Below are 18133 nucleotides of genomic sequence, written 5' to 3'. Positions count from 1 at the left end.
GCTCGGGTTCTGAGTGGGGATGTGGGGCAGAAGAGCGAGGCGGGCCGCGGAGTGCGCGGCCCGCCTCGCCCCGGGGCGACCTACTTGAGGTCGGCCTCGGTGTAGTAACCGCTGTCGATCAGGACCTTCTTGTAGTTGTCCTTGGTGACGACGGTGGGCTGGAACAGGAAGGTCGGAACGACCTTGACCTTGTTGTCGTACGTCTTCGTGTCGTTGACCTCGGGGGTCTTGCCGGTCAGCAGGTCGTCGGCCATCGTGACGGACTCGGTCGCCAGCTGGCGCGTGTCTTTGTAGATGGTGGAGTACTGCTCACCCGCGACGATCGACTTGACCGAAGCGGCCTCGGCGTCCTGGCCGGTGATGACCGGGAGCGGCTTCGACGACGTGCCGTAGCCGGCGCCCTGGAGCGCCGAGATGATGCCGATCGAGATGCCGTCGTAGGGCGAGAGGACGCCGTCGACGTTCTTTCCGCCGGAGTACGACTTCGCGATCAGGTTCTGCATGCGCGACTTGGCGGTTGCCGGGTCCCACTGCAGGGTTGCGGCCTGAGTGAAGCCGGTCTGGCCCGATCCGACGATGAGCGTGCCATCGGCGATGTAGGGCTTGAGGGTGTCCATCGCGCCGTTGAAGAAGAACGTGGCGTTGTTGTCGTCGGGGCTACCGGCGAAGAGCTCGATGTTGAGGCCCTTCTTGTCGCCGGTCTTCTTGCCGTCGGCGTCGAGGACGCCGAGTCCGGTCAGAAGGCTGGTGGCCTGGTCGACGCCGACCTTGTAGTTGTCGAACGAGACGTAGTAGTCGACGTTCTTGTTGCCCGTGAGGAGGCGGTCGTACGAGATGACCTTGATGCCGGCCTTCGCCGCCGCGTCGAGCTGGTCGCTGAGCGAGCCACCGTCGATCGAGGCCACGATGAGCACCTTGGCGCCCTTGGTGATCATGTTGCTGACCTGCTGCGCCTGGGTGGGGATCTTGTTGTCGGCGTACTCGAGGTCGACCTTGTAGCCCTTTTTCTCGAGGTCGCTCTTGACGGCGTTGCCGTCTTTGATCCAGCGCTCCGAGACCTTGGTGGGCATCGCGACGCCGACGAGGGCGCCCTTGTTGTCGTCGCCACCGGTGCTACCGGAGCCGCCGCGACCACCGGAGCAGGCGGCGAGGGAGAAAGCGAGTCCGATGGCTGCGACGCCGACGAAGAACTTCTTTGTCTTCATGTTGTTCCTTTTGTGTTGTGTGGTGTTGTTCGGGAGGTGGTGATCTGTGACTGCGAGATGGGGCAGCGCAGGGGTGCGCGACCCGGGTGAAGGTGGAGATGCGTGTGATCGCGGGTCTGCCTGGTGGCCGGACCGGAGCGAGCGAAGCGCGAGGAGTCTCAGGTGAAGACGAGTGTCGTCATGGCAAGACTCCAATGTCAAGGTGGCGATTCGGTCGTTGTGAGCGCTCACAAGCTGTGGGCAATCGTAAGCGGTATCGTCACCTGAACACAAACATCTGTGTCTCAATCAGGTAACGGCGGCGTCGCCGGAAAGGGGCGAGACCCGTGAGCGACCTTCCTCCGCCGGGTGCACCGGCGGGCTGGTACCCCGACGCCGACCCCGAGGTCGAGCGGTGGTGGGACGGCACGCGCTGGACCGATCGGACGCGGGCCGGATCCTCGTCGTCACCGGCTCCCGCATCGCCCGAATCCGCTGCGCCCAGTTCAGCCCCGGCCGCACCCGCCGCAACTCTCGTCGTCCGCGGCGTGACGGGGTACGTCGAGCTCGTCGGCGACACACTCCTGTATCGGTCAAAGCTCGACCGACCGCCCCTCCAGCACATCGCTCTCAGCACCGTTTCCGAGGTGCTCGTGTCGAAGAACGGCGACACGTTCGACCTCCATCTCATAGGTGCGCGCCCGCGTTCTCGGCCGAGTCTGTTCTCGGAGACATCGATCCGGCGGAGCAGCCGCACGACGCCCACCGAGTGGGGCGCCTTTCTCGAGGCCCTCGGTCTGGCCGTTCTCCGCGCGCGCCCCTAGGGGTACATGGTGACGCGCTCGACGCACCCCCGAATGTCCAGAAAACCCTCGTCTGCCAGGGGCGCCGTGGCCATCCGAGGGTGCGTCGCGCTTAGCTGGAGGGTATGAACGACGCCATTGTCACGCCGAGCGGGTTCGCCCATGTTCGCCTCACCGTCACCGACATCCACCGCAGCAAGGCCTTCTACGAGCAGCTGTTCGGCATGGCGCCGGGCAGCGACTTCAGCGACCAGATCGACGACCCGACCATTCACGACGACCCGTGGCGCACCTACGGCGGCTGCTCGTTCACCTTCCAGGGGCAGACGCTCGGCCTGCGTCCGGTGGCGAAGCCGGGCGATACCTTCGATCCGAACCGGGTGGGGCTCGACCACGTGAGTTTCCGGGTGGCGAGCGTCGACGATCTGCACCGGGCGGCCGAGCGACTCTCGGAGGCCGGCATCGAGCACGGCGAGGTCACCGACCTGCCGACGTTCAACCAGGTGGTGCTGTCGCTGCAGGATCCCGACGACATCAACCTCGAGCTCAGCGCGGCGACTCCCTAGCCGCCGCGGGGCTTAGGTCGCCTTACGTCGGAGGGCCGACGCGCGGGTGCGGGCGGCGCGCTCTGCTCCGGCGGCATTGCGCCGGGAGCGCTGCGCCTGCGACAGCTCGGCGCCCAGCTCGGATTCGCGTTCTTCGAGGTCGGAGATCTCGTCCCTGAGGTCTGAGAGCCGCTGGCGCACCTGATCGCGCTCCGCGCGAACGCCGGATACGGCGTCCTCTGCATCCGCGAGTCTCGACTGGGCTTTGACGACTTCACCTTCGGCCTTGTGGACGGCGGCGATCGCGGTCGCCCGGGCGTGTCTGCTCGCGGGGGAGTCCGCTTTCGCAGCGGACGGCTTCGTACCGGAGGCAGAGACCGCCTGCGCGTGTGTCGGATCTGCTGCGCTCGCGTCGACCGGGAGCGCGGTCACGGCACCGGGGTCGTCACCGGGGGCAAGGGGCTTGATCAGCATCCCGCTCGCGATTGCCGCTGCCGCAGCGGGTGAGAGGACTACCGCCTGGAACGAAGCCTGGACGGCGTCCCGGGTGGAACCGGGCACGTCGGATCCTGCGTTCTCCATCGCCGCACGAACGACGTTCGCAATTGCCGTGCGGCGCGCGGACGCGAGTGCACGGAGGCTCACCGCATCACCGCTCTCTTCGGCGCCGCGCAGTCGCGCCCCAACGTCGTTCACCCCGTCGAGCGCGCCGGGCGTCGACCGGACGAATGCGTTGATAAGGGAGGCCGCCACGACGGGTTTGGGCAGTGCGGCGATGCGCGCACGGATAGCTCGATCCTCTTGATGGGCGGCTATCCGCTTCCGGGCGGCAACGAAGTCCGCCGGGGCGACGGCGTACAAGTCATCGGCGGCGCGCCTCACCGCCTCGTCGGCCGCAGTCATGGCCTCTAGGCGCCGACCTCGACCAGGACCCGCGGCAGCTCGGCCAGCAGCTCACTAGCGAGGTACCCGAGCGGTCCGACCTGCACGGCGAGCCGGTCTCCCGCCGCTCCGTGCGCCTGTGTGGCCCAGACAGCCGCCTGCTCGACCGAGGCTCCTCGGGCACACAGCCCGAGGATGGCGCCCCCGAGCACGTCACCGCTCCCGGACGTGCCGAGACCCGAGCTTCCCGTGCCGGAGCGCCATACCCGGCCGTCGGGGCTCGCCACGAGGCCGCCGCACGAGACGACCGCCTCGAACCGGCGAGCGATTTCGGGGATGTCGTGATCTGGATCCACGACCTCGCGTCCGAGCAGGCGCTCGGCCTCGCTCGAGTTCGGCGTGAGCACGAGTCGGCTGGCGAAGGCCTGAACCGAGACGTCGTCGCGTTCGAGGACGCCGAGCGCATAGGCGTCCAACACCAGCACTGTGTCGGCGCTGACGTGATTCGCGAGGTCGCTGACGAGGTCGGCCGCCTCATCGGCATCGTCGAGGCCCGGCCCGACGAGGACGGCGTCGGCACCGGCCATGTCGTCGGAGGCCCGATCGAGGCTGTCACCGGCTATATGGCCCTCGGCTGTCTCGCGCAGGCCGACGACACCACACTCCGGGATCGCGACGGCGACATGGTCGGCCACTGAGTCGCCGAGGGCGATCGTCAGGCGTCCGGCCCCGACTCGGAGGGCCGCGAGCGACGCCAGCATGGCGGCGCCGGGCGAACGACGCGCACCGCCGACCACGACGACCTGCCCGCGGCCGTATTTGCCGTCGCCGGGCTCCGGCAGAGGCCAGGTGCGCAGCAGTGCGGGTGTGATCGGCACGATGGAAGCGTCGGGGGGCGAGGTGTTCGGCTCAGGTGTCATTGCGGTCTCCGGGGTGCGCTGTGACGGTCTCGCCGACCGTCTCGAGGTGGGTGACGTCCGAGAACGAGGCGAGCGACCAGGATCCCCCTCGGGTCGCCCTGGTCAGAGTCGTCACGGAGGCGTTGGCCACGAGGTGGTGAGAGGCGAAGTCCAGGAGCTCGGCCTCGGTGAGGCCGGTGCAGACGTACACGAAGAGCGTGACGATGGCGTCGTGGGTCGCGATCACCAGGCGCCCAGGGGGAGTCTCGGCGATGTCGTCCACCGCTTCGACGTCGCGGAGGAACGACCGGAGTCGCAGCGCGACGTCGGCCCATGACTCACCACCCGGTGCTCGATACGAGAACTTGCCGAGCCAGTCGCGGCGTCTCTGTTCGTCGGGGAACCGGCGCGCGACCCCCAGGCGCGTCAGGAGGTCGAGGATCCCGAGCTCACGATCGCGGAGCCGCTCGTCGAGGCGAACGGGGTGATCCTCGATCTCCGCCTGGGCGAGACCGATCTCGATCGTCTGGCGCGCTCGGCGGTACGTTGACGACCACACCTCTGTGGAATCGTCGACGAGAGCACGCAGCGGCGCAGCGAGCGTCGTGGCCTGGCCCTCGCCGGTCTCGCTCAGCTCGACGTCCGCGTCGCGGGCGGGAGCATCGATCGTCTCGGATCCGTCGGCGTCGGCTCGGGCCGCAGCCACGTTAGCCAGGCTCTCGCCGTGCCGGATTAGCACGATCTCACGAAGGAAGGGGCGGTCGTTGCGGTGCTGGTCCGTCATGCTTCCATCGTGCGCCGTCGGACGTGTCTGCGCCGCATTCGGTGAGCGGGCCGGGGATTCAGACGCGGACCCAGCCCGAGACATCGCGCCGCACGAGCCCGTCACGCTCGAAGGCCTCCAGCCAGCCGAGCATCGGCCATTCGCCCCAGGTGCGCGCGAACAGGGCACCGTTCCGCAGGATGTCGTCGAGGTGTGCGACCGGAGGCGAGGTGGTCGGGTGATGCTGGTGGTAGGCGTCGGCGCCGCCCACCCAGGCCAGCGGCACCCCGGCCGATCGCAGTCGGTAGGCGAAGTCGGTGTCTTCGCCGCCGTACCCCTCGAACGTCTCGTCGAACCGCGGCCCGGTACTCCACGCGGTTGCCGTCAGCGCGAACGACAGCGACCAGAACAGGCGGTAGTCGTCGGCCGGGGCGAGCACGACCTGGCCCCTGGGCGGCGCCGGGCGTGCCGCGTGGGGCGACCGGTGCCGGTCGAGGGCGGCCGGGTCGAGGGAGTCGACGCCGGGCGGAAGGTACGTCACCGGCCCGCACAGCACGGCTTCCGGCTGCGCGGCCGAGGCGGCGGCATAGGCGGAAAAGAGCGAAGGATCCGGCACGCAGTCGGCATCGAGGAACACGACGAGCCCGGCACCGTCTGCCACGGCCCGATCGGCGCCGGCGTTGCGGGCGGCCGCCAGGCGCAGGCCATCGGGCCCGGGCGGCACCGACAGCACGACGTCGGCGTCGATGCCGGTGGGGGAGTCGTCGCCGAGCCAGACGAGGATCCGGCGCACCCCGCTCGACCGACCGACCACCGCCAGCTGGTTGTCGACGTGGGCCCGCCGGGCTGCCGAGGCCAGCGTCACCACGGCGGTCGCGGGTGGCGGGGAGGGCACCGCCGAATCAGTCGTCGAGGCCGTCACCGCGACCACTCCTCTGCCAGGTCGAGGATCGCTGCCGCGGCGCGCTCGGCCGCACCGGTCGTCTGCCAGGCCGACCACGTGGGATCCTGCGCTCGCGCCCGATCGAGCACCGACGGCCACTGCCACGCTTCGGGCCAGCCGCGCTCGACGACTGCGAGTCCGGCGTGTTCGAGGGCGGTCGCCATCTCGACCTGTTCGTCGAAGGGCCGCTGCTGCGGAATCACGATGCCGCGCGCGCCGGCCGCGGCCAGGTCGGCGATCGAGTTCTGACCGGCCCACGAGATGACGATCTCGGCCGACGAAAGCGCCTGCCACGGGTCGTCCTGCCAGTCGCGCCCGGGCCCGAGCACGGTGATCGTCTCCTCGGGCAGGGCCTCGTCGAGGGCTCGCAGGTCGTCGTCGCTGACGTCGCCGCCGCCCGACCCGAGCATCACCAGCACTCCCGATCGTGTGTCGTCGGACAGGGGCTGGCGGCCGTCGTAGCGAGAGATTCCGCCCGTGTGGACGACGTCGACGCCGTCGCCGAAGTCCGGCTGGGTGACGACGCCCGCGGGCCAGGGGGCGAGGATCCGACTGGCCGCCCGGAACGCCATCTTGTGCGCGTCGTCGGTGCGACGCCCGGGCTGCCCGACGAGCACCACGGGGATTCCCAGCAGGCGCACGAACAGGGTCACCTCGGCTGAGACATCGACGACGAAGGCGGCGACGGGGTGCTTCACGATCTCCGCCGCGATGCGGGCCAGCCGCGAGCGGTGCCCGCGATGGCCGAGCGGAGCCCAGTGCAGCAGACCCGCAGCGGTGGGGTCGGCATCTGCCGGTTCGGAGAGGCTGCCGCCGGAGTCGGTCTCGGCCAGGTCGTCACGGTCGAGCTGGATCCAGATGGTCCGATCGGGAAGGGGGCTCGGTGCTTCGAGAGTGCTGAAGCAGACCACGTCGGCGTCGAGCTGAGGGCGGATGGCGAGGAACCGAGTGATGTGCCCGTGGCCGTGATGGTGCACGTACCAGCCGATGGTCGGACGGCTCATGCGGCGGATGCTCGCTCGAGAGCACCGCTGTCGGATTCGTCGTCGTCGCTGCCGTAGTCCGTCCGACCGTTCTCTGTGAGGGCTTCGTCGGCGATAGCTTCGGCGAAGATCTGCTCGAGGGCCACGATGCGGCTGGAGAGCGAGAAGCGCAAGGCGGCGGCGTGACTCACCGTCGCCCGGAACGCGGGGTCGGCGTCGCTCTGGGCGATGAGTGCGGTCGCGGCTGCGGCGAGAGCGGCGACGTCGCCGACCGGAACCGTCGTGAGTCCGATCGACCCGACGGCGAGCTCGGTGATGCCGCCGATCGCGAATGCGGCGACGGGGGTTCCCGAGAGGAGTGCCTCCGGGGTGACCAGGCCGAAGGGCTCGTCCCACAGCGGCGTCGTCAGAGCGCACGCACTCCGACGAACGAGGCTCGCGAGCTCGGTCGTGCCGAGCGGTCCCACGTACTGCCGGTCGCCGTCGAGGAGGGGAGCGACCTCTTCGTCGAAGTACGTCTGATCGCCGATCCGGCCGGCGATCGTCAGCGGTCGTCCCATCAGATGGGCGGCCTGGAGCGCGAGGTGGGGTGCCTTCTCGTGGTTGATCCGGCCGAACCAGACCAGGCCTTCTCCGCCGTCGCCCCGGGGCCAGACGTCGGTGTCGACGCCGTTGTGCAAGACCGCCGAGTGGACGCCCTCGACCGACCAGGTGCGAGACGTGTGTCCGCTCACCGCGAGGAACCGGCTGCCGCGCCCCCGACCGGTGGCGTGCGAGGCGACGAGCTCCGGCACGATGGGCGTGTGGAGAGTGGACACCATCGGCACGCCGATCTCTCCGGCGCGGGCGAGGGGAAGGCCGTGCAGGCAGTGGTTGACGACGATGTCGATGTCGCCGGCCGCGGCGCGCTCGGCCACCACCGCGAGAGCGCGGTCGAGAGCGGGCAGGGCGCGGCCGAGGTACCCCGGCGGGTAGGTGTCGTCAGCCGCTGCGGGGTCGCCGTGCCAGTCGACCGCGGGCAGCACGAACGCGCGCGGGCCGCCCTCGAGGTAGTCGGATCCTTCGGTTGCGATCAGTTCGACCCGGTGCCCACGGGCACGAAGTAGTCGGATCTCGTTCCAGACGGCCGATTCCAGGCCTCCCGCGAAGGGAGCGTGGATCGGAAAGCGCAGGGGAGCGATCATGACGATGCGCAGAGCCACCGTCACGACCGCTCGGCCAGAAGATCGGAGTAGAGGTCGGCGTGGGCGCGCGCCGTCATCTCGTCGGTCGTGGTGCGCTCTTCAAGGCGACGAACGGCCAGATCGTGACGCGCCTCGCTGCCGGGCTCGGGAGCCGAGTCGAGGAGACGCGCGATTGCGCCGGCCAGCGATTCGACGCGATCGCCGTCGAGGCCCTCCCGCGAGAAGCCCGCGATCGTCGCTTCGTCGTCGTGCTGCTCGCGGAGGTACCCGACGTCGGGCACGGCGACGGCGACGCCGAGATCCCAGCAGAGTTCGAGCCAGCCCGAGTGGGTGCCCGAGTGATACGGCAGCACACACACGTCGAGGTGCGCGAGGGCCTCCGCGAGAGCCTCGTCGTCGAGGCGGTTGTGTTCGATCAGCACGACGTCGGAGCGCTCCGCGCAGAGAAAACGGATCTGCTCCCGCTGCTCGTCGTCGCGCACACGCCGGTGCAGGCGGACTTCACCCGTGGCGTTGACACCCCGGTCTCGGAGAAGATCGAGCGCGCCGAGGAGGATTCGCACGGTGGCCGCCCCATCGACGCTCGGGCGCAGGTCTTTCAGATGGACTCCGATCACGGGAAGGTCGTGCGCGAGACCGCGGGGCGGTTCGACGTCGTTGGGCAGGAGGCGCGGGTGGGGGAGCACGAGGGCCGTCCGGCCCCAACGCTCGGCGATCTCGCTCGCGGCGCCGGGAGTGAGGGTCACCACGGCATCGACGCGGGGGAGTAGCGCGTCGAGCTGTCGGACGTGGGGTGCCTGGTCGACCAGCTGGGGATTCTCGAGGTCGTGCACGGTGTAGACGACCGGCCAGCCCGCGTCGTGAGCGGCATCCACTGCGGCGACGAGTTCGTCGACGGTGAACGACTCCAGGCCGAAGTGGAGGTGCAGCAGGTCGGCGTCGGCGCGGTGCGAGTCGATCCACCCGGAAGCCACGATCGCGGGCGGCCACCACTGGCCCGCCGGTGCACCCACGGGCTGTGGATCAGGTAGAACCCGAACCTGCACTGGGGCACCGATCGGGGCTGCCAGAGCACGAGCGATGTAAGGATGACCTGCGGGTACGGAAGCGACGCAGAGGGTCTGCGTCATAGAGGCTCCGTAGGGGTCGAGTCGGCACCCCCGGTGGGCACTCTGTGCAGGCTACGCAGCGAATGTGAATTCGGATCTTTCTGTGTCTACCCCATTGACGAAGGGCCAGTGGCCGTGCAAGGTTCGCCCGAGTGTCTACTTCACCTCCCGCCCAGATCCTTGTCGGCCCACTCCACCACGGGGTCACGGAATACGCCCGAGAAACGGCGGAGGCGGTGGCTCGACTTCAGACGGGTGGAGACGTCCACCATGTCGACTCGGCCGACGACGCCGAGGCGCTCATCCGTCGCTACGGCCGCGTTCACCTGCACATCACCGACGGTCTCTACGGCGCCTCGCTAGAGGAGGCGACCGCCCGCGTAGTGCGCCTCCTCGGGGCAGGGCGGGTCACGGTCACACTCCACGATGTTCCTCAGGCCTCCGACGGCGAGCGCAACGTGGCTCGGAGGTCGACGGCCTATCGGGCGATTGCCGACGCAGCGGCCGGCGTGGTGGTCAACAGCCACCACGAAGAGTTGCTCGTGCACGAGCATCTCGGTGCCGACCTCCGGGTGGCCGTGATCCCGCTGGGTACCCGTCACCCCCTGTCGCCTCCTACCCCTCCAGTCCCGCCGACACCGGGCGCCCTCGAAGTGCTCCTCGCCGGCTACGTCTACCCGGGCAAAGGGCATGACGACGCGATCGAGGCGGCGGCCCTCGTGTCGGCGCGCACCGGCGCGTCGGCATCTGTCACGGCCCTCGGTGGAATCTCGCCAGGCCACGAGGTCGAAGCCGACCGGTTCGCGGCCCGAGCCACCGAACTCGGCGTCGACTTCACGGTCACCGGCTACCTCGAACCCGCCGAGTACCGTGCTCGTTGTCTCACCGCGGGCATCCCCCTGGTCGCGCACCGGCACTACTCGGCGTCCCGCTCGCTCCTCGATTGGGCAGAGCAGGGGCGGAGACCAACAGTGGTCGACACCCGCTACACCCGCGAGATGGCCGCACTGCGCCCCGGAACCCTGCATCTGACCGCCCTCGATGACCTGGCCGACGCGATACGGGCGAGACATCAGGATCCGGCGTCCACGTTCCTCCACCCGGGCCACCCCATCGGGCCGACGCTCGATGATGCCGCCGCCTCGTACCTCACCTGGTGGGAGAGCATCGCGTGGTGACACCCTCCGCCGCTTCCAGGCCCCGGGGCATCGCTCTTCCGCGGAACGAGTGGGACCGTCTCGACGGCGTGCGACCGGACGAGCCACCCCTCGTCTCGGTGATCATCGCCCATTACGAGCAGCAGAGCCAGCTCGACCGAACGCTCCTCGCGCTGAAGCGACAGGACCACCCGCCCGAGCGGCTCGAGATCATCGTGGTCGACGACGGGTCCATCACGCCGCCGACTGTGCCGGACGGAGTCATCCTCATCGTGCAGGAGGACCGCGGGTTCCGGCTCGCAGCCGCCCGGAATGCGGGGGTGGCTCGGGCGTCGGGCCGGATCCTGTGCTTTCTCGATGCCGATACCGCGCCCGAGCCGTCGTATCTGACCGAGTTGACGAGGCTTCCGGCGCTCGCACCCGACGTCGTGACGGTCGGACGCCGCCTGCATGCCGTGTTCGACGAGGTCGACGCCGACGCACGCATCGAAGTCGTTGCGCCGCTGACCGCGCTGCCCGCCCCGCGCTGGCTCGACGACGCCTACGCCCGCAGCCGCAACCTGCTCGACGCCGACGACCGCTCGTACCGGTTCGTGATCGGCGCGGTCGTCGCCTGCAGCGCCGAGCTGTTCGACGCCAGCGGCGGCTTCGACGAATCATTCGACCGCTATGGGGGAGAGGACTGGGAGTGGGCCTACCGCGCCTGGCTCGCCGGCGCCGTTCTCGCCCACGTGCCGACGGCGATCGCCTGGCACGACGGACCCGAGTGGTCGGGGCGCCCCGAGGCGGCGCTCGCGCGCAAGAACGAGGAGTCAGTGCGGCTCGCCGAGCTGATCCCGGTGCCGGGGTCGGGGCCTCGCGGGCTGCGCGGACGGTTCGCCGATGTGCTCGTCTCCGTGCCCGATGGCGTCACTGCGCCTGAGGAGGTCACCGGGTGGGATGCCGCGTGGTTCGTCACGCTCGACTCGCTGGCCGAGGCGTTGCCGCTGGCGGGGTTGCCCGGGGGCGATGCGTCGAGTGCGAAGTGCAGGATCCTCGTCGACGTCCTCCGCCCCCTCCGGGTCAGGGGCTCCGCGCTCGCCGAGGCCGTCGTCCGGCTCGGCGCCGAGTCGCTCGGATCGCTGGAGGTCGTGGATGCCGACGACGGCGAGCCGCTCTGCGTCGTGCGGTCGACGCGGGCCGCTGCCCGGGCGTCTCGCTGGGGGCGAGACGACCTGTTCGAGCGGGCGTCGGTCGTGCTGCCCGGCGTCACGGCGCTCGACCCTGCCGCGGTCGACGTCGAGGCGTATCTCGGCGGCTGGGGGTAGGGCGCGGGCGGGGTGTTCTGCTGTGCTCGGCTTGGCCCCGGTCGGCCCCCCGGCTCGGAGCCGCTCCGCTCCGGAAGGCGCACCTTCAAGCCGGGCCGGGGGACAACCCTGCGCATCGCATCCGAGGGCAGGATCCCGCGCGGCGTACCGTCAGAAGCACCATTCCCGACATGAGAAGGAGCATTCCATGCCTTTCGTCACCGTTCCCCAGTCTTCCGGCTCCGCCGTCGAACTCCACTACGAGGACTACGGCCAGGGCAAGCCCGTCGTCCTCATCCACGGCTGGCCGCTGAGCGGTCGCTCGTGGGAGGGGCAGGTTCCCGCCCTCGTCGAGGCCGGCCACCGCGTCATCACCTACGACCGCCGCGGATTCGGCCAGTCGTCGCAGCCATGGAACGGCTACGACTACGACACCTTTGCCGCCGACCTCAAGGCTGTGCTCGACGAGCTCGACCTGCAGGACGTCACCCTCATCGGCTTCTCGATGGGCGGCGGTGAACTGGCCCGCTTCGTCAGCCTCTACGGCACCGAGCGCATCGCCAAGCTCGTCTTCGCGAGCGCCGTGCCGCCGTACCTCTACAAGGCGAGCGACAACCCCGAGGGTGGCGTCGACGACGATCTCGCCGCGTGGTTCCATGACGGCATCGTGGGCGACCGACCCAAGTTCCTCAACGAGTTCGTCAAGATGTTCTTCACGGCCGGCAAGCCGTCGCTCATCAACAAGCCGCTCGTGAGCGACGAGCAGGTCGCCTACAACCTGGCGATCGCCGAGCTGGCCTCGCCGAAGGGCACCCTCGACTGCACCGTCGCGTTCGCCACGACCGACTTCCGAGACGACCTCACCAAGATCGACGTGCCGACGCTCGTCATCCACGGCGACTCCGACGCCATCGTCCCGTTCGAGGTGAGCGGCAAGCGCACTCACGAGGCTGTCGCGAACAGCGAGCTCGTCGTTATCGAGGGCGCTCCCCACGGCGTCACCGTGAGCCACAAAGACGAGTGGAACGAGCACGTGTTGGCGTTCCTGGCGAAGTAGACCCGCCCAACGCGAATTGATCCAAGGATTCCCGTTCCCCTCATCGCAGGCGATGGATCGAACGGGAATTCCTTGGATCGACGTGGTTAAGCCCTAGGCGACCGAGGTGTCCCAGTCGTCGGCTCGCTCGAGGTAGCCGCTGAGCCGGGCGAGAAAGTCGTCGCTCGGCCGGTACGACGAGTCAGCTGTTGCCTTCGTGTATTCGCCCTGGAGCTCCTCGAGCACCTGGTCGATCTGCAGTACCTCGAGGGCATTGCGCTGGGCGTCGTCGAGTGCGACGAAGAATCCGATCGCGCGGTCGATGTCTGCTGGGCCCTGATAGCTGTATTCGGACACGGTGCCTCCCGGTGTGCTCCTCGGGCGGCCGTGATGCCGCCCCACACCGAGTCTGCTCCTAGCCCTGACGTCCTTTGCCGCGCGGGTTCAGCTTGTTGATGACGAACGTCCGTCCGCGACGGCGGACGACCTGCGCTCCGGGCAGCTTTTTGAGCGAGGCGAGCGAGTTGCGGACCTTCATGGTGTTCCCTTCGGTGAAATGGCTAATTGATAACCATTATCACCTAAGGTGGCTTTTATGCGCACAGTTCGCCCTCTTCATCTCACTCTCCTGAGCTCTTTGCGACCTCGGGCGGCGGGCGACCTTGCTCGGGCATTCACCGGGGCGAGCGTCGACGTCGCCGACAGTGTCGCCGAGATCGGGTCGGACCTCCCCGACGAAAGCCCTGTCGCCGACATCCCCGCCGACAGCGCGGCTTTTGCCGCTGACCTGATCGACGACCTGCTCAGCCAGGTCGACCACGGGCTCTGCGGTGACATCGTCGTCCACCTCCCGTCGCGGGCGGATCCCCTCGAGGTCGGCCTCGTCGTCGGAGCCGTCTGCGACGCGCGCGAACCGGACGAGGCTCCGGTGCTCGTGCGCGACATCGTCACGGTGGTCTCGCTCCTCGACGTTCGCGCCTGGCTTTTCGCGGAGAGGGACGAGGATCCGGCACGCCCCGATTACGACACCGCCGAGCGCCTGGCAGCGCAGATCGAATACGCGACCCTGCTGGTGGTCACCGATACGGGCGGTGTCTCGCCGTCGCTCCTCAACGAGACGCTCGGCCTGCTGCGGCGACTCAACGTCGTGGCCCGCATCGTCCCGGTTGAACGCGCGACCCAGGCTCGGCGTCCAGCCGCGACCGTCGTGCCGGGGGCGGCAGCGCTACTGGCGCAGAACCTCGGCTGGCAACGCGAGCTCTCCGACGGCAACCTGCTCGGGCGGGCCTCAACCGGCATCGACGCGGTCGTCTTTCGCGAGCCCCTGCCGTTCCACCCCGGGCGGTTGGCCGAGGCGGTCGCCGCGGAATTCGGGCAGCGACCCCGATCGATCCTGCGCTCGCGCGGACTTGCGCTAATGGCCTCAAGGCCGTTCGCCGTCGGATCCTGGGCTTCGGCCGGTGACGTGTTTTCGCTCGATCCGACTTCGATCGACAGTTGGGATTCGGACGCGCCGCTCGGCCAGGAACTCGTCTTCTACGGGCGCGACCTGGACGCCGCTGCGCTGACCGACGAACTCGGACGCTGTCTGCTCACGCCGGACGAGCTGCTCGGCGGCCCGATGCTCTGGGCGCGGTTCGACGATCCGCTGCCCGCGTGGGAGCTGCCGCATCGGCACTGAGCGGCGGTGCCCTCTTATCGCCCGGCCCGTGCAAATTTGAAGGAAAAACGCGCCTCGGCCTGCCACTTCATGCCGATCGGCGGGGGTCGCCCCAAGGTTTCTCCTTCGAATTCGGCAGCGCCCCGCCCGAAGCGTCAGTCGAGGGGAGCGACGTAGGTGCGGAACTCCCCGCGCTCGGAGTGCAGCCCCCAGATCGTGTCGGCGATCGTGGCCGGCTCGTGCGAGGGCTCGCCGCCACCGATCCCGCGGGGGATGATCAGCTGAGCGACGTGGATGTTCTCGGGAGCGACAGCCTCATGCAACAGCTCGACGTAGGCGCTCTCGGCGGCGAACGCGACCGATGTGCCGGTGACGGCGTCGCGCGGACGCACTGCGCTGGCGCCGTTCACGAAGATCATCGTGCCACCCTTGAGCGCACGCATGCCAGGCAACACCTGCCGAGCCGCCGTCACCGGCCCGTAGACCGAGAACTCGATCGGCCCGACCAGATCGTCGGCGACCGTCTCGAGTGTGGGGCGCATGTACTCCTTGGCCGGAAGCGGGCTGTACTGGAGCACCTCGATCGGCCCGAGCTGCTCGGTGGCATTGACGAGCGCCGCCTGAAGGGATGCGGTGTCGCGCACGTTGGCAGCGAATCCCTGCGCGGTGAGTCCCTCCGACGTCAGCGTGGCGGCGAGGTCGTCGAGACGGTTCTGGTTGCGCGAGATGAGGGCGATGGAGAAGCCTTCGCGGCCGAAGCGGCGGGCGACCGCTGCTCCGAGCCCCGGGCCGGCTCCGATGATGGCGATGGTGGTCACGTGGGTGTCCTTTCGAGTGGCTCGGCGGTCGACGGTAGTCGCTCGCCTGGGTGCCGCCCGAGAGCTGGCCGCCGCCCGCGCGTGCAAATTCGAAGGAGAAACCCGAGCCCGGGAACACAAACATCAGGATTCGCCGGGGTCTGCAGCACGGATCTCCTTCAAATTCGGGAGCAGCCCGAGGGGAAGCAGCCCGAAGGGAAGCAGCCCGAAGTCAGCGGCGCAGCGCCTTCCGTGCCAGCGCGTTCCCGGCGAACTGCCCGAGCTGCACGATCACGACGATCACCGCCACCGTGATGTACACGACCGGCCAGTTGTAGCGCTGCGAACCGTAGGCCACGGCGAAGTCGCCGAGCCCGCCGCCGCCGAGGATCCCGGCCTGCGCGCTCATGTCGACGATGCCCACGAAGATGAACGTGTAGCCGAGGATCAGCGGCCCGAGCCCCTCCGGGATCAGCACGGTGAAGATGATCCGCACCGGCCCGGCGCCGACCGCGCGGGCGGCCTCGATCACGCCGGGGTCGATGCCGACGAGGCTCTGCTCGACGATCCGCGACACGGCGAAGGCGGCGGCAAGCGACAGTGCGAAGGCGGCGGCGTTCGGCCCGATCGTGGTGCCGACGACCTGGGTCGTGAGCGGCTGGATCGCGGCGATGAAGATCACGAAGGGGATCGGCCGCACGATGTTCACGACGACGTTGAGCACGGTGAAGACCGCGCGGTTCGACAGGAGGTTTCCGGGGCGGAATACGTAGAGGCCGATACCGAGGGCGAGACCGAGGATCCCGGCAACCACGATCGACACGACCACCATGAACAGGGTCTGGCCGATCGCCGTGATGAAGACGTCGGTGTTGCTGAGGAAGAAGTCCATCAGTTCTCCTCGATCCAGTCGATGCCGCGCGCGGTGAGGTCGGCGAGGGCCGCGTCGATCCGGGCGTCGTCACCGCTGAGCTCATAGGTCAGGGCGCCGACCGGACGTTGCTGCAATTCGCTGATGCCACCGAAGATGAGGTCGGCGGCGACGTCCTGGCCCGTGAACGCGGAGGTGACCACCCCGATGAATCCGGGGATCTCGGCGACCTGCACCGTCGCGATCCTGCCGTCGTGGTTCTGCCGAAGGCGCGTCAGCGTCTCGGGTGAGGGGCGGTCCTGCAGCACCGACCGGACGAAGCGGGCGGCCGCCGGCGTCGTCGGCTTCGAGAACACGTCGTAGACCGGTCCGCTCTCGACGATGCGGCCTGAGTCCATCACGGCGACGCGGTCGGCGATGGCGCGGATCGCGTCCATCTCGTGGGTGATGACGATGATCGTCACGCCGAGATCGCGATTGACCCTCTTCAGCAGCGCAAGCACGTCGGCGGTGGTCTCGGGGTCGAGGGCGCTGGTCGCCTCGTCGGCGAGGAGCAGTCGGGGGTTGGTGGCGAGAGCCCGTGCGATGCCGACGCGTTGCTTCTGGCCGCCCGAGAGCTGTTCGGGGTAGCTGTGGGCACGGTCGAGCAGCCCGACGAAGTCGAGGAGCTCGGCGGTGCGGGCATCGCGCTCCGCCTTGCCGAGGCCCGCCACGCGCAGCGGGTATGCCACGTTGCCGGCGACCGTGCGAGAGCGGAACAGGTTGAACTGCTGGAAGATCATGCCGATGCCCTGGCGCACCGCGCGGAGCGACCGCTCGGGCAGGGCGGTCAGCTCGCTGTCGCCAACGAACACCCGCCCGCTCGTGGGGAGCTCGAGCGCGTTGATCAACCGCACCAGCGTCGACTTGCCGGCGCCGGAGTAGCCGATCACGCCGACGATCTCGCCCTCGTTGACCGTGAGCGAGACGTCATCGACCGCAGTGCGCCGCCCGGCCGGGGTGTCGTAGACCTTGCTGACACCCTCGAGCCGGACGAGCGGAGTCGAAAGCGCAGACGTCACTACTTCGCTGCTGCTTTCGCGTCGGACTCGACTGTGGCGAGCTCCTTCTGCAGGTCGGCGGCGGAGGTGTCGCGGAACACCGCGGTGTCGTTGTTGGCCTCCTGGACCCCCTTCTCGACGCTGGCCGTGTGGTAGAGCTTCGCGAGGTCGAGGTAGAGGGAGTTGTTCTTGTCTTTGTTCTGGGCGACGAAGACGTTGACGTAGGGAGCTGCGCTCGTCGACGACGGGTCGTCCTTGAAGATCGCCTCGTCTTTCTGGAACCCGGCCTGAGTGGCGAAGTTCTGGTTGACGATGGCGGCGGCGACGGAGTTGCTCTTGAGGGCGTTGGCGGTCTGCGAAGCGTCGAGGGCCGTGACGTCGACCTTCTTCGTCTCGATGTCGGTCACGGTCGAGAAGGCGTTGCCTCCGTCTTTCAACGTGATCAGGTCGGCGGCCTGGAGTACCAGGAGGCCACGCGCCTCGTTCACGGCGTCGTTCGGGATCGCGACCTTGGCGCCTTCGGGGAGCTCGGACGGCGTGGAGTACTTCGTCGAGTACAGCGGCAGCGGGTAGACGGCTGTGGCGCCGATCGGCTGCAGGTCGCTCCCGGTGGTCACGTTGTAGTTGGCCAGGTACTGGATGTGCTGGAACTCGTTGAGGTCGGTCTGCCCCTGGCTGAGTGCCGGGTTGGGCTGGCTGTAGTCGGAGAAGTTCACCAGCTTGATCGTGACGTTGTACTTGTCTTTGGCGAGGGTCGAGTAGGTCTTCCAGTACGGCTCGGAGGCATCGGCGACACCGATCGAGACGGTCTTCGGTGTGGCGCCCGAGGCACTGTCGTCGGCGTTCGAGCGGTTCACGACGATGAGCACGATCACGACGACGATCACAACGATCGCCGCGATGATGCCGATCACGAGCGGTCGGCGGTTTCGCTCGCGGGCGGGGAGCTGGGGTGCAGACATGGGGGCCTCTTTCGATGCGGGGCGGGGCG

Annotated in this window: 20 protein-coding genes; 6 read left to right on the top strand and 14 right to left on the bottom strand. The window is 68.9% G+C overall.

The genetic code is table 11. The features are described from left to right. Window positions 1–80: 80 nt before the first annotated feature. A complete protein-coding gene (gene chvE, locus VH571_RS08990) occupies window positions 81–1205 on the bottom strand; it encodes a multiple monosaccharide ABC transporter substrate-binding protein (protein WP_123944497.1) in 1125 nt (374 codons plus the stop codon). A 326-nt stretch (window positions 1206–1531) separates the two neighbouring features. Between chvE and VH571_RS08985 the strand changes: the two genes are divergently transcribed. Both VH571_RS08985 and VH571_RS08980 read left to right on the top strand, forming a co-directional pair. Further along, a complete protein-coding gene (locus tag VH571_RS08985) occupies window positions 1532–2008 on the top strand; it encodes a DUF2510 domain-containing protein (protein ID WP_423264235.1) in 477 nt (158 codons plus the stop codon). A 104-nt stretch (window positions 2009–2112) separates the two neighbouring features. Beyond that, on the top strand, window positions 2113–2553 hold the full coding sequence (locus VH571_RS08980) for a VOC family protein (protein WP_423264234.1): 441 nt from the start codon (window positions 2113–2115) through the stop codon (window positions 2551–2553). A 12-nt stretch (window positions 2554–2565) separates the two neighbouring features. On the opposite strand, the gene VH571_RS08975 is transcribed toward VH571_RS08980, so the two are convergent. From VH571_RS08975 to VH571_RS08945, 7 genes are read right to left on the bottom strand one after another with little or no spacing between them, the layout of a single operon-like run. Further along, window positions 2566–3435 (bottom strand): hypothetical protein, encoded by an 870-nt coding sequence (locus VH571_RS08975; protein WP_423264233.1) that lies wholly within the window; start codon window positions 3433–3435, stop codon window positions 2566–2568. 5 nt (window positions 3436–3440) lie between these two features. Further along, window positions 3441–4334: an NAD(P)H-hydrate dehydratase gene (locus tag VH571_RS08970; RefSeq protein ID WP_423264232.1), complete on the bottom strand. Its 894-nt coding sequence runs from the start codon at window positions 4332–4334 to the stop codon at window positions 3441–3443. Further along, the gene (locus tag VH571_RS08965; protein WP_423264231.1) at window positions 4324–5097 is read right to left on the bottom strand and encodes a histidine phosphatase family protein; all 774 of its coding nucleotides are present in this window, start codon (window positions 5095–5097) and stop codon (window positions 4324–4326) included. Before VH571_RS08965 ends, VH571_RS08970 begins: the two co-directional genes overlap by 11 nt. 58 nt (window positions 5098–5155) lie before the next feature. Further along, complete coding sequence (locus tag VH571_RS08960; protein ID WP_423264230.1) at window positions 5156–5971, bottom strand: glycosyltransferase family 2 protein; 816 nt, start codon at window positions 5969–5971, stop codon at window positions 5156–5158. A 23-nt stretch (window positions 5972–5994) separates the two neighbouring features. After that, window positions 5995–7023 carry a glycosyltransferase gene (locus VH571_RS08955; RefSeq protein WP_423264229.1) on the bottom strand — a complete coding sequence of 343 codons (1029 nt, stop codon included), beginning with the start codon at window positions 7021–7023 and terminating at the stop codon, window positions 5995–5997. Beyond that, entirely contained in the window at window positions 7020–8204 is a 1185-nt protein-coding gene (locus VH571_RS08950) for a glycosyltransferase (protein WP_423264227.1), read from the bottom strand. The genes VH571_RS08955 and VH571_RS08950 overlap by 4 nt, the downstream gene beginning before the upstream one ends. A gap of 2 nt (window positions 8205–8206) precedes the next feature. Then, window positions 8207–9316, bottom strand: a complete 1110-nt coding sequence (locus VH571_RS08945) for a hypothetical protein (protein ID WP_423264225.1) — start codon at window positions 9314–9316, stop codon at window positions 8207–8209. 131 nt (window positions 9317–9447) lie between these two features. Between VH571_RS08945 and VH571_RS08940 the strand changes: the two genes are divergently transcribed. The 3 genes from VH571_RS08940 to VH571_RS08930 all read left to right on the top strand — a co-directional run bounded on the left by VH571_RS08940 (window position 9448) and on the right by VH571_RS08930 (window position 12795). Continuing rightward, a complete protein-coding gene (locus VH571_RS08940; RefSeq protein WP_423264224.1) occupies window positions 9448–10473 on the top strand; it encodes a hypothetical protein in 1026 nt (341 codons plus the stop codon). Then, window positions 10467–11759 (top strand): glycosyltransferase family 2 protein, encoded by a 1293-nt coding sequence (locus VH571_RS08935; protein ID WP_423264223.1) that lies wholly within the window; start codon window positions 10467–10469, stop codon window positions 11757–11759. Before VH571_RS08940 ends, VH571_RS08935 begins: the two co-directional genes overlap by 7 nt. A 187-nt stretch (window positions 11760–11946) precedes the next feature. Next, a complete protein-coding gene (locus VH571_RS08930) occupies window positions 11947–12795 on the top strand; it encodes an alpha/beta fold hydrolase (protein ID WP_055958996.1) in 849 nt (282 codons plus the stop codon). A gap of 93 nt (window positions 12796–12888) precedes the next feature. Here VH571_RS08930 and VH571_RS08925 read toward each other — a convergent pair whose 3' ends face one another. After that, the gene (locus VH571_RS08925) at window positions 12889–13131 is read right to left on the bottom strand and encodes a hypothetical protein (RefSeq protein WP_423264222.1); all 243 of its coding nucleotides are present in this window, start codon (window positions 13129–13131) and stop codon (window positions 12889–12891) included. Window positions 13132–13189: 58 nt separating this feature from the next. Further along, complete coding sequence (locus VH571_RS08920) at window positions 13190–13312, bottom strand: ribosomal protein bL36 (protein ID WP_055958990.1); 123 nt, start codon at window positions 13310–13312, stop codon at window positions 13190–13192. A gap of 57 nt (window positions 13313–13369) precedes the next feature. Here VH571_RS08920 and VH571_RS08915 point away from each other — a divergent pair, with 57 nt between their 5' ends. Continuing rightward, window positions 13370–14455 carry a GTP-binding protein gene (locus VH571_RS08915; protein ID WP_423264221.1) on the top strand — a complete coding sequence of 362 codons (1086 nt, stop codon included), beginning with the start codon at window positions 13370–13372 and terminating at the stop codon, window positions 14453–14455. A gap of 134 nt (window positions 14456–14589) precedes the next feature. On the opposite strand, the gene VH571_RS08910 is transcribed toward VH571_RS08915, so the two are convergent. The 4 genes from VH571_RS08910 to VH571_RS08895 form a co-directional block, all read right to left on the bottom strand. After that, entirely contained in the window at window positions 14590–15252 is a 663-nt protein-coding gene (locus VH571_RS08910; protein WP_423264220.1) for an SDR family NAD(P)-dependent oxidoreductase, read from the bottom strand. Between the two features lie 211 nt (window positions 15253–15463). Further along, window positions 15464–16123: a methionine ABC transporter permease gene (locus VH571_RS08905; protein WP_123944521.1), complete on the bottom strand. Its 660-nt coding sequence runs from the start codon at window positions 16121–16123 to the stop codon at window positions 15464–15466. Continuing rightward, a complete protein-coding gene (locus VH571_RS08900; RefSeq protein ID WP_423264217.1) occupies window positions 16123–17163 on the bottom strand; it encodes a methionine ABC transporter ATP-binding protein in 1041 nt (346 codons plus the stop codon). The genes VH571_RS08905 and VH571_RS08900 overlap by 1 nt, the downstream gene beginning before the upstream one ends. Then, complete coding sequence (locus tag VH571_RS08895) at window positions 17163–18104, bottom strand: MetQ/NlpA family ABC transporter substrate-binding protein (RefSeq protein WP_423264216.1); 942 nt, start codon at window positions 18102–18104, stop codon at window positions 17163–17165. The genes VH571_RS08900 and VH571_RS08895 overlap by 1 nt, the downstream gene beginning before the upstream one ends. Window positions 18105–18133: the final 29 nt, after the last annotated feature.

The organism is Frondihabitans sp. 4ASC-45 (genome assembly GCF_049472575.1).
Lineage (GTDB): Bacteria > Actinomycetota > Actinomycetes > Actinomycetales > Microbacteriaceae > Frondihabitans.
Note: the sequence above shows the minus strand (reverse complement) of the source record. Positions and strands in the feature narration are given on the sequence as shown.

Excerpts from the sequence above, each read along its gene's own strand:
- chvE (WP_123944497.1), bottom strand. The coding sequence starts at position 1,205 with ATGAAGACAAAGAAGTTCTTCGTCGGCGTCGCAGCCATCGGACTCGCT.
- VH571_RS08980 (WP_423264234.1), top strand. The coding sequence starts at position 2,113 with ATGAACGACGCCATTGTCACGCCGAGCGGGTTCGCCCATGTTCGCCTC.
- VH571_RS08975 (WP_423264233.1), bottom strand. The coding sequence starts at position 3,435 with ATGACTGCGGCCGACGAGGCGGTGAGGCGCGCCGCCGATGACTTGTAC.
- VH571_RS08970 (WP_423264232.1), bottom strand. The coding sequence starts at position 4,334 with ATGACACCTGAGCCGAACACCTCGCCCCCCGACGCTTCCATCGTGCCG.
- VH571_RS08965 (WP_423264231.1), bottom strand. The coding sequence starts at position 5,097 with ATGACGGACCAGCACCGCAACGACCGCCCCTTCCTTCGTGAGATCGTG.
- VH571_RS08955 (WP_423264229.1), bottom strand. The coding sequence starts at position 7,023 with ATGAGCCGTCCGACCATCGGCTGGTACGTGCACCATCACGGCCACGGG.
- VH571_RS08945 (WP_423264225.1), bottom strand. The coding sequence starts at position 9,316 with ATGACGCAGACCCTCTGCGTCGCTTCCGTACCCGCAGGTCATCCTTAC.
- VH571_RS08930 (WP_055958996.1), top strand. The coding sequence starts at position 11,947 with ATGCCTTTCGTCACCGTTCCCCAGTCTTCCGGCTCCGCCGTCGAACTC.
- VH571_RS08920 (WP_055958990.1), bottom strand. The coding sequence starts at position 13,312 with ATGAAGGTCCGCAACTCGCTCGCCTCGCTCAAAAAGCTGCCCGGAGCG.
- VH571_RS08915 (WP_423264221.1), top strand. The coding sequence starts at position 13,370 with ATGCGCACAGTTCGCCCTCTTCATCTCACTCTCCTGAGCTCTTTGCGA.
- VH571_RS08905 (WP_123944521.1), bottom strand. The coding sequence starts at position 16,123 with ATGGACTTCTTCCTCAGCAACACCGACGTCTTCATCACGGCGATCGGC.
- VH571_RS08895 (WP_423264216.1), bottom strand. The coding sequence starts at position 18,104 with ATGTCTGCACCCCAGCTCCCCGCCCGCGAGCGAAACCGCCGACCGCTC.